Genomic DNA, 14,074 nt, shown 5'->3' on the forward strand with positions numbered 1-14,074 from the left:
TTTTTATCAGCGTAAACTGTTATTTTTGCTGGTTAGGCCGTGCCCCAGCAAAGAAAAATACCGCAGCCAGATCTCTGCCACAGCATGAGTCAGCGCATTATCGGGATAAATACCATGCGCGGCGGCGTCACTTTTTAACGTACCCGACACCAGAAAACTATTTTTCAAAGGCTGCATCTGTAACACCTTTTCAAAGGCTCGCGCGGCCATTTCCTCCGGCCGGGCCAGATAAAACCGGTTCATTTTTGAGTCGAGTTGGCGGCAGTGGCGAAAAAATCCGCTTTCACTTTCGGCGTTATCTGACAAAAACAGTCTCTGATAAACCTCGCCAAGCAAGGTGTTGAAATAATGCGGTTTTAAGGGCTTATGCTGCAGCCAGCAGCTGCTGGAAAATTGGTTACGCGTATCTGGCAGCGTAAACATTTTATCGGCGATATAGTGATCAAACGCATGATACCACTCATGTGCGAGACTGCCACCTCCGGCATTTTTAGCCAGCGCCAGGATCCGCCCCTGAGGCTGATAATGGGCGCATACACCAGGTTGGCCGCCAATACCGAATGTCAGCCCAAGGCTACCTCTGAGTGATATCACCTCTGACGGTACCTGCAACAGTTGCTGCAAATCGCAAAATGCATCAAAAAACAGATTAGCCGCCAGCTGCTGCTCCTCAGCTGTGACCCAGCGGCCAATATGGATACTGTTAAATCCAAATATCTTTAGCAGATCGGCAAAGCTGACATCGGCTCCGCCACGATGAGGAGGCCCGTTACGGTAATACTGGCGCTGAATACGCGGTGTAATGTCTGGCATAGGTTGATAATAACGTGAATATTGTGCTGTCAAAAGACGTATAGCATCGGGTTATTGCCCCGGGTCAGCAGCCGGGTTTAGTCTACGGCTTCTTATATAGCCGACCAGATTACTGCTTAAAAATGCCAGCTCCATCAATACAGCAACCGGCGAACCGACCAGCAGATTATGCACTATCCAGGCACTGGCACCGATTGCCATTAAAATACGCACCAGCGTTACGTTTTTCTGAAAACTGCCGACGGTACCCACTATGGCAGCGAGATAAGGTAACAGGTTAATTGGGTTAGAATAACTGATAAAAAATAGCACACTGGATAACAATAAAAAAACGTACATCCAATGTTGCCTTGGGCTGACGGCCGCAACCAGAAACCGTACTGATGTTAGTCCAACAAATAGCGCCGCCTGATATTGTGCTAATACGGCAAAATGGCAGGCATTAAGCAATGCCGAAATAAACCAGAACTTCAGCATCGCCGAACGCTGATGTTGCTGAAAAGCAATAATGCCACTGGTAAATGCCAGTGCAGCGAGCGATTGTGACAAGACAAACAGCAGGGTAAATTCAGCCAAGCGCACCTCTGAAACAACTAAGGTAATAGCGCTATTGTACCTTAATTTACCGAAGTACTCGCGACAACAAAGGTATAAGATATAAAGAACCCGGCCAAAAACCGGAGCCAACGCGTAACGCCGGTAACGGCATGATTAAGGAGAGAAATGATGCGTGAACTTTATATTGCCAATAAAAATTACTCATCCTGGTCGCTACGGCCATGGGTGCTGATGATGCAGCTTAATATTCCGTTTATCGAGCAGTTGGTGCCGTTTAGCCAACAAGGCAATTTTGAAAAGTTCAGAACCTTTTCCCCCAGTGGTAAAGTGCCGTGTCTGGTTCAAAAAGATATCGTGGTTTGGGATTCACTGGCCATTACTGAGTTTCTGTACGAAACACATAAAGATATTTGGCCGGAACAAATAAAAGCGCGAGCTTTTGCCCGCTGCGCAGCCGCCGAAATGCATTCAGGCTTCAGCACATTGCGTAACACGTGCGGTATGAGCTGTTGCCACCGGGTCAAACTGCACAAAATAAGTGATGCCCTGAAGGCTGATATTGCCAGGCTTAACGAGTTGTTTGAACAGGGGTTGAGTACTTTTGGAGGTCCCTTTATTGCAGGTAACAGATTTACTGCTGCAGATGCTTTTTTTGCCCCTGTCGCTTTTCGTATGCAAAGCTATGACCTGCCGTTCAGTGAAGCCGCCAAACAATACCTGAATCATCTACTTGCCTTACCGGTGATGCAAAACTGGTATCAACAGGCACTGGCAGAGCCGTGGCAAGATCAGGCGCATGATGCAGAAATCGCCAACTTCGGACAGGTTATCGCAGATTACCGTCAGAGCAGCTAACGCCGTAGCTATTCCGCGGCTGATGTGGCAAATTAGGCGGCGTATAACAATCTTCATGCAAAATAATTATAAGGAACAGAAATGGAAGGCTTTATTAGTGCGCTGAACGGCATTATCTGGAGCCCGGCGCTCATTTATTTATGTCTCGGGGCCGGTTTATTTTATTCAATTCTGACACGCTTCGCACAGGTGCGGCATTTCAAGGAAATGTGCAAACTGCTGCTTAATAACAATGAATCTGACAAAGGGATCTCATCATTTCAGGCTTTGGCGGTATCTCTGTCTGGCCGGGTGGGTGTGGGTAATATCGCTGGTGTCGCTGCTGCTATAGGTTTTGGCGGCCCGGGGGCAATTTTCTGGATGTGGGTAGTGGCATTTTTAGGTGCCAGTACCGCTTATGCAGAATCAACACTGGGACAAATTTACAAAGTTGAAGAAAATGGCCAGTACCGTGGTGGCCCGGCGTACTACTTTGAACGTTGCCTTGGCTGGCGCTGGCTTGGTGTAGTCTTTGCCATATCCGCAATCATTGGTTGCGGTATTTTCTTACCCGGTGTGCAGGCAAATGCAGTGGGTAATGCTGTGACGCAAATTTTTGGTGATGGCAACATGGTTGTCACCAGTTTCGGAGAAGTAGGCACCTATAAGCTGATTGCGCTGGCAATTATATTAATTGTGCTGGCATTTATCATTTTCGGCGGTATCAAGCGCATTGCTCATTTTACCCAGATAGTGGTGCCTTTTATGGCACTGGGTTACATCGTCATGGCACTTATCGTCGTGTTTCTAAATCTTGATAAAGTGCCAGGCGTATTTAACCTTATCTTCAGTGATGCTTTCAGTGCTCAGGCGGGGTTTGGTGCTGCAATTGGTTGGGGCGTTAAGCGCGGTATTTATTCTAATGAAGCCGGGCAGGGCACTGGCCCGCATGCCGCCGCCGCTGCGGAGGTTGAACACCCATCTCAGCAAGGGCTGGTTCAAGCTTTCTCGGTTTATGTTGATACCTTGTTTGTTTGTACTGCGACAGCACTGATGATCCTGATTACGCAGCAGTACAACGTAGCCGGTGAGTTACCGGCTGGCCAATTTATCGTGCAAAACGTTGATGCGGCCACCGAAATTGGTTCAGCTGCTTTTACACAAATGGCCCTGTTGAGTGTTTTTGGTAATTTTGGCCAGATATTTGTTGGCATAGCGCTGTTTTTCTTCGCTTTCACCACTATTCTGGCTTACTACTACATTACCGAAACTAACGTAGCCTATTTAAACCGGGTGTTTAATAACAAATTACCGGTAGTGCTGTTTAAGCTACTGCTGATGTTTATGGTGGCGTACGGTACGGTAAACAGCGCTGGTTATATCTGGAATATCGGTGATATCGGTGTGGGTTTGATGGCTTGGGTCAACGTGGTTGGTATTTTAGCGATCTTTTTTATGTACAAACCAACGATGCGTTGTTTACGTGATTACGAAGAACAAAAGAAAAATGGTGGCCCAATTAGCTTTGACCCGGTAAGGCTTGGCATTAAAAACGCCACATTCTGGGAAAACAAGCTGGCGAAGCAACAAGCAGAGCTTCAGCAAAAAGATAAGCAGTAGTTTATCGCTTAAAATTAAAAAGCCCGGTGAATACCGGGCTTTTTTTCATACTAAATACGATGGTAAAACTTATTTCACCTGTACTATCTTACAGGTGTTAGAGGCGCCGATTGTTTCCATCACATCACCATGCGTCATAATAACCAGATCGCCACTTTTTAAACCCGCCTTGGCTTTTATCGCATCAATCGCAGCATCAGCCAAAGACTGACCCTCCAGTGCAGTACTGTCAAAAAACGCCGGATATACTCCACGATAAAGCGCCATCTTGTTTAGCGTTTTAGTATGACGTGACAGCGCAAAAATTGGCTGCGGTGACGTGATCCGTGACATTAGTTTTGCCGTGTAGCCAGACTCTGTCAGTGTGATGATCGCTTTGATACCTTCAAGATGGTTGGCTGCATACATTGCTGATAGCGCTATGGTTTCACTGATCTCGGTAAACGTCACATCCATACGATGCTTAGATATTTGCACGCTCGGGTGTTTTTCAGCCCCATCACAAACCCGCGCCATGGCGCGCACAGTTTCTGTAGGGTATTTACCGGCAGCAGTTTCTGCCGACAGCATCACTGCATCAGTGCCATCGAGTACTGCGTTAGCCACATCCATTACTTCAGCACGGGTCGGCATAGGGCTTTCAATCATGCTTTCCATCATTTGCGTAGCGGTAATAACCACGCGGTTTAGTTGGCGTGAACGCGCTATGATACGTTTTTGTTGGCCAACGAGTTCTGCATCACCAATTTCAACACCCAAGTCTCCCCGGGCGACCATCACAGCGTCAGAGGCGCGGATGATGTCATCCAGTGTTTCGTTGTCAGCAACGGCTTCTGCACGTTCAATTTTGGCCATAATGCGCGCTTCAGAGCCGGCGGCCAGTGCTAAGTCACGTGCTAAGCGCAGGTCATCACCACTGCGGGGAAATGACACCGCCAAAAAATCTACATCGATTTCTGCCGCAGTAATAATGTCGCGTTTGTCTTTATCAGTCAGGGCTGGGGCAGTTAAGCCGCCCCCCTGGCGGTTAATACCTTTGTTGTTACTCAGTTTACCGCCCACTGTTACTGTTGTATAAACGCGGGCACCTTCAACGCGGTCAACGGTTAACTGAATACGACCATCATCCAGCAACAGTAAATCGCCGGCTTTAACGTCTTGTGGTAATTCTTTGTAGTCGATACCAACCTGATGCTCATCGCCTTCACCTTTAGCCAGTTCTGCATCCAGCACATATGGCTGGCCTTCTTCAAGCATTACTGCACCGTTTTTAAAGGTGGACACCCTGATTTTTGGCCCTTGTAAATCCCCAAGAATTGCAACATGCGCGCCTAGCTTCGCCGCTGCAGCCCTTACCATCGCCGCGCGTTCACGGTGATCATCGGCACTGCCATGCGAGAAATTCAAACGGAATACCGCGGCTCCAGCCTGGATCAGCTTTTCAATAGCGGTTTGAGTACTGGTGGCTGGCCCCAGCGTAGCGACGATTTTAGTTCTTCTGTGCATGTTCTGTTCCTGCATATTGCAAAGAGGGAGTTTCAGGTGGGATCAGTGTAATGTAATTTTATTACAGAATACAGCGCAGGAAGGAATAAAAACGACAGGTTGGTGCAGTTGCGCCGGCAACTGCACCTTACAGCTAATTAGTTGTTAAAGTCTTTCTTATCAAAACGTGAGCCACGCAGACTGTCTTTGACTTTTTTCAGGTTTTCCCGAAACTTACTACCACGGCGTAAGGTAAAACCTGTCGCCAGAATATCAATTAATACCAGCTGGGCAACGCGGGAAGCCATAGGCATGTACATATCAGTGTCTTCAGGTACATCCAGTGACAACACCAGCGTACATTCTTTCGCTAGCGGGCTGTCATACGCTGTCACACCAATTACGGTGGCATCGTTTTCACGGGCTATCGCCGCTATATCACACAGATTTTTTGTTCTGCCGGTATGGCTGATACATACCACAACATCGCCTTCAGCACTGTTAATCGCACTCATGCGCTGCATAACGATATCGTCAAAACACACCACAGGCACGTTAAAGCGGAAAAATTTATTCTGTGCATCGTGAGCGACAGAGGCTGAAGCGCCAAGCCCGAAGAACGAGATTTTCTTTGCCTGGGTCAGTACATCAACCGCCCGGTTTACGGTAGCAATATCGACACGCTGACGGGCAGTGTCCAGTGCCGCCATAGTTGATTCAAAAATCTTGGCGGTGTACGCTTCGGGGCCGTCTTCTTCTTCAACATGACGGTTTACATAGGGCGTACCATTTGCAAGGCTTTGAGCCAGATGCAATTTAAAATCCGGAAAACCCTTTGTATCTAACCTGCGGCAAAACCGGTTTACAGTGGGTTCGCTGACATCTGCCATCTTGGCCAGGGCTGCTATACTGCTGTGTATAGTGGTTTGCGGGTTAGCCAGAATCACGTCGGCAACTTTACGCTCCGACTTACTAAAGTTATTTACGCTATTGACGATTTTTTCCAGCACATTCATCCGGCGATTCCTGACTTATAATTTGGCTTATACAGGTTGTAATAAGGCTTGTAGCCCTTCTGCCTGGTGGTCAAATTAGTATTAAATTTACCACAAAACAACAGATCCGTTGCTAAGGCTGCCTTATTATATAAGAATAGTCAAAACATTACGCAATCTGTAATTTAATTACAAGATATCCGGTTTACAACCCTGTGATGCTACGCTAGTATGGCCTAAGTGTTGTAAAATTACATATAAAGCAAGGGTCAGTTATGACAACAACAGCACAAAATTCAGCATGCGATTTAATCCTGTTTGGTACCAAAGGTGACTTGGCACGACGTAAGCTGCTACCAGCCATGTATCAGCTGGAAAAAGCCGATTTACTCTGTGCAGAATCACGTATTGTCGGGGTTGCACGTGATGAAATGTCTACCGATGATTATGCTGAGCTGGTGTTAACAAATCTGAACAAGTTTCTGAAAGAGCCGCTGGATAATGCTGTCTGGCAGCGGTTACAGCAGAAACTGGTTTATGTGCAACTGGATTTAGCCAACGAGCAGGACTATACCAAGCTGACAGCCGTCACGGATTGCAGTAAACGTGTGCCGGTCAGCTATTTCGCTACACCACCTTCTTTATTTGGTTCTATCTGCAAAGGTTTGGCCGTTGCCGGTTTGGCGGCGGAGCCTGCAAGAGTTGTGTTAGAAAAACCTATCGGCCATGACCTGGCTTCATCAAAAGTGATCAATGATCAGGTCGCTGAATTTTTTAAAGAAAGCCAGATCTATCGTATAGACCATTACCTGGGTAAAGAAACCGTTCTTAACTTATTGGCCTTACGCTTTGCAAATGCCATTTTCGCCGGTAACTGGGATCATAACTCGATTGATCATGTACAAATTACCGTGGCCGAAGAGGTTGGTGTTGAAGGGCGCTGGAGCTATTACGACGATGCCGGTCAGATGCGCGATATGGTGCAAAACCACCTGTTGCAGGTGTTAACGCTGATTGCAATGGAGCCTCCGGCCAGACTGGATGCAGACAGCATTCGTGACGAGAAGCTGAAAGTACTCAAAGCGCTGCGCAAAATTGATATCAGTAATATTCAGGAAAAGACTGTACGTGGGCAATACGCCAGCGGCTTTGTTGCAGGCAAAGCTGCACCGGGCTACCTGGAAGAAGAGGGTGCCCGTCCTAACAGTAAAACTGAAACTTTCGTTGCAATTAAAGTTGATATTGATAACTGGCGCTGGGCCGGTGTGCCGTTTTATCTGCGTACCGGTAAACGTATGGCGTCTAAACTAAGCGAAGTCGTGATCAGTTTTAAACCGCAGCCACATAATATTTTCCATGCAACCTACAGTCATTTACCGGCAAATAAACTGATCATCCGTTTACAGCCGGATGAAGGCGTTGAAATTCAGGTGCTGAACAAAATTCCGGGCCTTGGTGAAAGTATGCGCCTGCAGGAAAGTAAACTGGATTTGAGCTTTGATGAAACCTTTAAATCGCAACGTATTGCTGATGCATACGAGCGCTTATTACTTGAAGCTATGCTGGGTAATCAGTACTTATTCGTCCGCCGCGATGAAGTAGAGCATGCCTGGAAGTGGGTCGATGGTATTCTGGATGCGTGGAAAACCAGCAATGAGCCACCAAAAACTTATCAGGCAGGCAGCTGGGGGCCGGTTGCATCGATTTCGATGCTGGCCCGTGATGACCGTAACTGGGAAGAGTAGCCATGATGCAATTACAACAGTTCAGCAACACAGATAATCTTAACGCTGATTTTGCTGCGCGTCTGGTCGGAATTTTGCAACAGGCTATCGAGCAGCGGGGTGCAGCTTATTTGGTTGTGTCCGGCGGCAAAACACCTCAGGCGCTTTTTAACACGCTCAGTAATACAGATTTGGCCTGGGATAAAGTCACCGTCTTATTAGCCGACGACCGTTGGTTAGATGCCAACCAACCGGACTCTAACGAACGGCTGGTTAAAGCCACTTTGCTGCAAAATAAAGCCAGCAACGCGCGCTTTATCAGTTTGTATGCTGATACTGCATCGGCATTTACCGGCGCAGCTGAGGTGTTACCGCGAGTCAGTGCGCTACCTACTTTTGATGCCGTGATCCTGGGCATGGGCGAGGACGGTCACACCGCATCGTTATTTCCATGCAGTGCCCAAATTGAAGAAGGGTTGTCAGACGGTGCACCAGCAGTGCTGGCGGTTGAACCTCAAACCGCGCCTTATCAGCGTATGTCACTTAGCTTGCCACGGCTGTTAGATAGCCGGCATATCTTTTTGCATCTGGTTGGCAGCAATAAGTTGACAGTACTAAACAAAGCAATGGCAGAGCACGATGTGCTCGCGATGCCAATACGTGCATTTTTACATCATCCGGTAGCACAGGTTACCGTGATGTACAGTGATAATTAGGGGATAAGCATGGATCCTGTGATTCAGAAAGTAACGGACAGAATTATTGCCCGCAGCCAAAAAAGCCGCGCTATTTACCTGCAACGTCTGGAAAAAGCCCGTCTGAAAGGGCCGCACCGCGGCGTATTGAGCTGCGGTAACCTGGCACACGGTTTTGCCGCCTGTAATCAGCAGGATAAAGGCGATTTACGCAGTTTAACTAAAGCGAACATTGGCATAGTGTCGTCATACAATGACATGTTGTCAGCGCACCAGCCCTATGAGCAATACCCGGCCCTGATTAAGCAGGCAGTATCTGAAGTAGGCAGCGTTGCACAGTTTGCTGGCGGCGTGCCAGCTATGTGTGATGGCGTAACACAAGGTCAGCCAGGTATGGAGCTTAGCCTTTTAAGCCGCGATATTATTGCTATGTCGGCAGCTGTTGGCTTATCTCACAACATGTTTGATGGTGGCTTAATGCTGGGTATTTGCGACAAAATCGTACCCGGTTTGTTCATGGCTGCGATGAGCTTTGGTCACCTGCCTTTTGTATTTGTGCCGGCGGGGCCTATGCCATCTGGCATTCCAAATAAAGAAAAAGCCCGTGTTCGCCAGCTATATGCTGAAGGAAAGGTAGGTAAAGAAGAATTATTGGCTGCAGAATCTGCTTCTTATCACTCTGCGGGCACCTGTACATTCTACGGCACAGCTAACTCTAATCAGCTGGTCGTTGAAATTATGGGGCTGCACTTACCTGGCGCATCTTTTGTTAACCCAGGCACGCAGCTGCGTGATGAACTGACTAAAGCCGCGGCACGCCAGGTCACACGCCTAACTGATTTGGGTACCGACTATTTACCTGCCGGTAAAATGATTGATGCTAAGTCTGTGGTAAATGGCATTGTAGGCTTGTTGGCAACCGGCGGCTCTACCAACCATACCATGCACCTGATAGCAATGGCCCGCTCAGCCGGCTTTATTGTAAATTGGGATGATTTCGCTGAATTATCTGCTGCTACACCCTTACTGACCCGAATTTATCCAAACGGCCAGGCTGATATCAACCACTTCCAGCATGCCGGCGGCATGGCGCTGCTGATCCGTGAATTACTGGACGCAGGCCTGCTGCACGAAGATGTACAGACTGTCGCGGGCCCGGGCCTGCGCCGTTATACACAGCAACCGGTGATACAAGACAACAAATTAGTATGGATTGATGCTCCTGAGCAATCGCTGGATCCGGATGTACTGGCAACAGTGAAAAAACCGTTTAAAGCGCATGGTGGTCTTGAAGTACTGTCAGGCAACGTTGGCCGGGGTGTGATTAAAACGTCGGCACTGCGGGAAGGTACAGAAGTTGTCAAAGCACCGGCTGTCGTATTTTCCAGTCAGCACGAACTGGATGCCGCATTTAAAGCCGGTGAACTGAATAAAGATTGCATCGTTGTGGTACGGTTTCAGGGACCTAAAGCCTGCGGTATGCCTGAGCTGCATAAATTGACACCGCCGCTTGGTGTGTTACAGGACAGAGGCTTTAAAGTGGCGTTGGTTACTGATGGCCGAATGTCAGGCGCGTCAGGAAAAGTTCCTGCAGCCATTCATGTAACACCAGAGGCTATTGATGGCGGCAACATTGCTCGCATTAAAACCGGCGACATGATGTTGGTCGACGGTTTAACCGGCAAACTTGAAGTACTGATATCCGATGCCGAGCTTGCTGAGCGTGAGTTGGCCACACAAGACATGGCCGACAGCTATTACGGCATGGGCCGCGAAATGTTCGGTGCACTGCGCGGTCAGTTAACTGGCGCAGAGCAGGGGGCCTGTAGTTTGTTCATCACGGAGGAACATTTGCATGGCTAAGTTGCCAGCATTTGCAATAGTGGCGGATATTGGTGGAACTAATGCCCGCTTCAGCCGCGTAGATCTGGCTACGTTGGCGTTGGACAAGGTTGCCGTATACCCGTGTGCTGATTTTGCGACACTTGCCGATGCATTAACACATTACCGGCAACAACAGCAGCTAATGGATATTCAGCATGTGGCTATTGCCATTGCTTGTCCTGTTACCAGTGATGTCGTCAGTATGACCAATTTTCACTGGACGTTTTCAATTAAAGCTATGCAGCAGCAACTGCAGTTAGAAGCATTGCAGGTAATTAATGACTTCACTGCTGTGGCAATGTGTTTACCTGCGCTTACTGAACAGCAGAAAGTCAAAATTGGTCCGGGCGATGTTCAGCCCGGTAAACCAATGGCGGTGCTTGGTGCAGGCACAGGACTTGGGGTTGCGCATCTACTGCCGGTAAATGATCAGTTTATTCCTTTGCCGGGAGAGGGCGGTCATACCGACTGGGCTGCACAAACAGAACAGGAATGGTTTATTCAGCAAACACTGGCGAAAGAGTACGGCCATGTGTCACCCGAGCGTCTGCTATCAGGCCCGGGACTGGAAGCTATTTATAAAGCGCTGGCATTGTATCGCAAGCAGAATGAAGCTCCTCTGAGTGCCTCACAGATAGCGGCACAGGCGCTTAGTGGTGAATCAGCACTGGCTGTGGACACTGTTAAACAGTTTTTTGCCAGCTTAGGCAGCGTGGCAGGCGATTTAGCACTGACATTAAGTACCTTTGGTGGTGTTTATATTGCCGGAGGCATTACACCTAAGCTATTACCTCTGCTGGCGGATAGCGAGTTCAGAGCACGTTTTGAAGCAAAAGGCCGGTTTAGTGCGTTTAATCGCCAGATAGCCACCTATGTCGTCACTGCAGAGCAACCTGGCTTGGTCGGTGCTGCGGTTTACCTGAAACAATTCTTGGCGAGTAACTAAATATGGCATTTGAAAATTGGCAATTGCAACCTGACACGCTGTTTGCGCAGGGCCCCGTTGTTCCGGTGATCGTAGTAAAAGATCTTGCTGACGCTGTGCCGATGGCAAAAGCGTTGTTAGCTGGTGGCATTAAAGTACTGGAAGTCACCTTACGCACACCGGTTGCACTGGATGCTATAAGGTTGCTGGCACAGGAAGTACCAGACGCTATAGTAGGTGCAGGCACAGTAACCACGCCAGAGCAATTACAGCAATGCATTGATGCAGGAGCAAAATTTGCCATTAGCCCGGGCCTTACCCGCGAGTTACTGCAAGCCGGTAAAGACGCGCCTATTCCGCTAATCCCGGGTATTGCCAGCATTTCAGAGCTAATGGAAGGGACGGGACTGGGTTACAGCCACTTTAAGTTTTTCCCTGCAGAGGCCGCGGGTGGTGTGAAGACACTAAAATCTATTCATGGACCTTTTGCCGATATCCGTTTTTGCCCGACCGGCGGCATTAATGAAAAGAACTTCCTTGAATATCTGGCATTACCCAACGTTAAGTGTGTTGGCGGCTCCTGGATTGTGCCGGATGATGCCGTGAGTAATAAAGATTGGTCCCGTATCACCGAGCTGTGTAACGCAGCGGTAGCACAAAGCCAACGCTAACTACATTGCAGGTTTAAAAACAACAAAACGCCTGGTATCTACCGGGCGTTTGTTTTGAGTTTGCCGTAGAAAAAGCGTATAGTAGCGCACTTTTTATTCTGGCCTTAGCGGCCTGATCCGATTTAATCTGCTCTGGAACACACTGTGATATCAACTGCTAACATTACGATGCAATTTGGCGCTAAGCCGCTGTTTGAAAATATCTCCATTAAATTTGGCGAAGGTAACCGCTATGGTTTAATCGGGGCAAACGGCTGCGGCAAGTCAACTTTTATGAAGATCTTAAGCCGTGAGCTGGAACCCAGCGCAGGGAACGTCTTTGTTGAACCGAATCACAGGGTTGCTAAGTTACATCAGGATCAGTTCGCGTTTGAACAATACTCAGTGATCGACACTGTTATTATGGGCCACGCTGAACTGTGGGCTGTAAAAGAAGAGCGTGACCGCATTTACAGCAGCGCCGAAATGAGTGAAGAAGACGGCATGAAAGTTGCCGATCTTGAAGTCGCTTTCGGCGAAATGGATGGTTACACAGCAGAATCCCGTGCCGGTGAGTTATTAATTGGTGTCGGCATACCGGTAGAGCAGCATTTTGGCCCTATGTCTGCCATCGCGCCCGGCTTTAAACTGCGGGTTTTATTGGCACAGGTACTGTTTGCTGATCCGGAAATCATGTTGTTAGACGAACCAACCAACAACCTGGATATTAATACTATCCGCTGGTTGGAAAACGTACTGGCCGAACGTAACAGTACTATGGTTATCATTTCGCACGATCGCCATTTCCTAAACAGCGTTTGTACGCATATGGCCGATTTAGATTACGGCGAACTACGCTTGTACCCGGGTAACTATGATGAGTATATGTTCGCCGCGACACAGGCTCGCGAACGTTTACTGGCAGATAACGCCAAGAAAAAAGCTCAGATAGCGGAACTGCAGACTTTTGTCAGCCGTTTCTCAGCCAACGCATCTAAAGCGAAGCAGGCGACGTCACGGGCCAAACAGATCGATAAAATTCAGCTGGAAGAGGTTAAAGCATCCAGCCGGGTTAACCCTTTTATCCGGTTCGAGCAGCAAAAGCAGTTGTATCGCCTTGCTCTGGAAGTAGAAGGCCTGAACAAAAGCTTTGGTGAGCTTAAATTACTGAAAAACCTTGGCATGACAATTGAGGTCGGTGAAAAGGTCGCTATTCTGGGCACCAACGGTATTGGTAAGTCTACGCTGTTGAAATGTCTGGTAGGTGATTTAACGCCGGAATCCGGCGTCGTTAAATGGTCTGAGAACGCCAAAATTGGCTACTACGCGCAAGATCATGCCCATGAGTTTGCCGAAGATATCAGTTTGTTCGACTGGATGAGCCAATGGAAGCAACCTGCAGATGACGAACAGGCCGTGCGCGGTATTCTCGGCAGGCTGTTATTCTCACAAGATGAAATTAAAAAGTCGGTGAAGGTGTTATCCGGCGGTGAGAAAGGCCGTATGTTGTTCGGTAAACTGATGTTGCAGCGGCCGAATATTCTGGTGATGGATGAACCTACCAACCACCTGGACATGGAATCAATTGAATCGCTGAACCTTGCGCTTGAGCATTACAAAGGTACTTTATTATTTGTCAGTCACGACCGTGAATTCGTATCCAGTCTGGCCAGCAGAATTATTGAAATAACCGGACAGGATGTGCGTAATTTCGTTGGTACTTACGAGGAGTATCTGGCTGCACAGACAGTCTAACTTACTGCCAGCAATATAGATTAACAGCCGGTCTTATCAGGCCGGCTTTATTTTATGCCTTGATTTCAGCTGTTTCATCCCCATGTTAAATACAGTACTTAAAACTATTCCCGGTAAGATATTGTTTTGAGCAGTA

At 48.1% G+C, this 14,074-nt stretch carries 12 protein-coding genes; 8 read left to right on the plus strand and 4 right to left on the minus strand.

Features of this window, described 5'->3' with window-relative positions; translation table 11 throughout:
* Positions 1-6 precede the first annotated feature (6 nt).
* Both AC5SV9_RS00335 and AC5SV9_RS00340 read right to left on the minus strand, forming a co-directional pair.
* A complete protein-coding gene (locus AC5SV9_RS00335; RefSeq protein ID WP_475150428.1) occupies positions 7-846 on the minus strand; it encodes a CLCA_X family protein in 840 nt (279 codons plus the stop codon).
* Positions 847-864: 18 nt separating this feature from the next.
* Positions 865-1,389 (minus strand): YgjV family protein, encoded by a 525-nt coding sequence (locus AC5SV9_RS00340; RefSeq protein ID WP_475150425.1) that lies wholly within the window; start codon positions 1,387-1,389, stop codon positions 865-867.
* 147 nt (positions 1,390-1,536) lie between these two features.
* Here AC5SV9_RS00340 and AC5SV9_RS00345 point away from each other — a divergent pair, with 147 nt between their 5' ends.
* Together AC5SV9_RS00345 and AC5SV9_RS00350 are read left to right on the plus strand one after the other, a co-directional pair.
* A complete protein-coding gene (locus tag AC5SV9_RS00345) occupies positions 1,537-2,226 on the plus strand; it encodes a glutathione S-transferase family protein (RefSeq protein ID WP_475150423.1) in 690 nt (229 codons plus the stop codon).
* An 81-nt stretch (positions 2,227-2,307) separates the two neighbouring features.
* Positions 2,308-3,825 carry an alanine/glycine:cation symporter family protein gene (locus AC5SV9_RS00350; protein ID WP_134054784.1) on the plus strand — a complete coding sequence of 506 codons (1,518 nt, stop codon included), beginning with the start codon at positions 2,308-2,310 and terminating at the stop codon, positions 3,823-3,825.
* Positions 3,826-3,894: 69 nt separating this feature from the next.
* Here the strand turns inward: AC5SV9_RS00350 and pyk are convergent, their stop codons facing one another.
* Together pyk and AC5SV9_RS00360 are read right to left on the minus strand one after the other, a co-directional pair.
* Entirely contained in the window at positions 3,895-5,346 is a 1,452-nt protein-coding gene (gene pyk, locus AC5SV9_RS00355; RefSeq protein ID WP_475150421.1) for a pyruvate kinase, read from the minus strand.
* A 122-nt stretch (positions 5,347-5,468) separates the two neighbouring features.
* Positions 5,469-6,326, minus strand: coding sequence for a MurR/RpiR family transcriptional regulator (locus AC5SV9_RS00360; RefSeq protein ID WP_134054780.1), 858 nt, complete (start codon positions 6,324-6,326; stop codon positions 5,469-5,471).
* A gap of 254 nt (positions 6,327-6,580) precedes the next feature.
* Between AC5SV9_RS00360 and zwf the strand changes: the two genes are divergently transcribed.
* The 6 genes from zwf (at position 6,581) to AC5SV9_RS00390 (ending at position 13,938) form a co-directional block, all read left to right on the plus strand.
* The gene (zwf, locus tag AC5SV9_RS00365) at positions 6,581-8,050 is read left to right on the plus strand and encodes a glucose-6-phosphate dehydrogenase (protein WP_475150419.1); all 1,470 of its coding nucleotides are present in this window, start codon (positions 6,581-6,583) and stop codon (positions 8,048-8,050) included.
* 2 nt (positions 8,051-8,052) lie between these two features.
* A complete protein-coding gene (gene pgl / locus AC5SV9_RS00370) occupies positions 8,053-8,745 on the plus strand; it encodes a 6-phosphogluconolactonase (RefSeq protein WP_475150417.1) in 693 nt (230 codons plus the stop codon).
* A 9-nt stretch (positions 8,746-8,754) separates the two neighbouring features.
* Positions 8,755-10,587: a phosphogluconate dehydratase gene (gene edd, locus AC5SV9_RS00375; RefSeq protein ID WP_475150414.1), complete on the plus strand. Its 1,833-nt coding sequence runs from the start codon at positions 8,755-8,757 to the stop codon at positions 10,585-10,587.
* Positions 10,580-11,554 carry a glucokinase gene (locus AC5SV9_RS00380; RefSeq protein ID WP_475150412.1) on the plus strand — a complete coding sequence of 325 codons (975 nt, stop codon included), beginning with the start codon at positions 10,580-10,582 and terminating at the stop codon, positions 11,552-11,554. Before edd ends, AC5SV9_RS00380 begins: the two co-directional genes overlap by 8 nt.
* A gap of 2 nt (positions 11,555-11,556) precedes the next feature.
* Positions 11,557-12,204, plus strand: coding sequence for a bifunctional 4-hydroxy-2-oxoglutarate aldolase/2-dehydro-3-deoxy-phosphogluconate aldolase (locus tag AC5SV9_RS00385; protein WP_475150410.1), 648 nt, complete (start codon positions 11,557-11,559; stop codon positions 12,202-12,204).
* A gap of 144 nt (positions 12,205-12,348) precedes the next feature.
* Positions 12,349-13,938, plus strand: coding sequence for an ABC-F family ATPase (locus AC5SV9_RS00390; protein ID WP_475150407.1), 1,590 nt, complete (start codon positions 12,349-12,351; stop codon positions 13,936-13,938).
* Positions 13,939-14,074: the final 136 nt, after the last annotated feature.

The organism is Rheinheimera sp. ATLC3, from assembly GCF_059429535.1.

Excerpts from the sequence above, each read along its gene's own strand:
- pgl (WP_475150417.1), top strand. The coding sequence starts at position 8,053 with ATGATGCAATTACAACAGTTCAGCAACACAGATAATCTTAACGCTGAT.
- AC5SV9_RS00385 (WP_475150410.1), top strand. The coding sequence starts at position 11,557 with ATGGCATTTGAAAATTGGCAATTGCAACCTGACACGCTGTTTGCGCAG.
- AC5SV9_RS00350 (WP_134054784.1), top strand. The coding sequence starts at position 2,308 with ATGGAAGGCTTTATTAGTGCGCTGAACGGCATTATCTGGAGCCCGGCG.
- edd (WP_475150414.1), top strand. The coding sequence starts at position 8,755 with ATGGATCCTGTGATTCAGAAAGTAACGGACAGAATTATTGCCCGCAGC.
- AC5SV9_RS00345 (WP_475150423.1), top strand. The coding sequence starts at position 1,537 with ATGATGCGTGAACTTTATATTGCCAATAAAAATTACTCATCCTGGTCG.
- AC5SV9_RS00380 (WP_475150412.1), top strand. The coding sequence starts at position 10,580 with ATGGCTAAGTTGCCAGCATTTGCAATAGTGGCGGATATTGGTGGAACT.
- zwf (WP_475150419.1), top strand. The coding sequence starts at position 6,581 with ATGACAACAACAGCACAAAATTCAGCATGCGATTTAATCCTGTTTGGT.
- AC5SV9_RS00360 (WP_134054780.1), bottom strand. The coding sequence starts at position 6,326 with ATGAATGTGCTGGAAAAAATCGTCAATAGCGTAAATAACTTTAGTAAG.
- pyk (WP_475150421.1), bottom strand. The coding sequence starts at position 5,346 with ATGCAGGAACAGAACATGCACAGAAGAACTAAAATCGTCGCTACGCTG.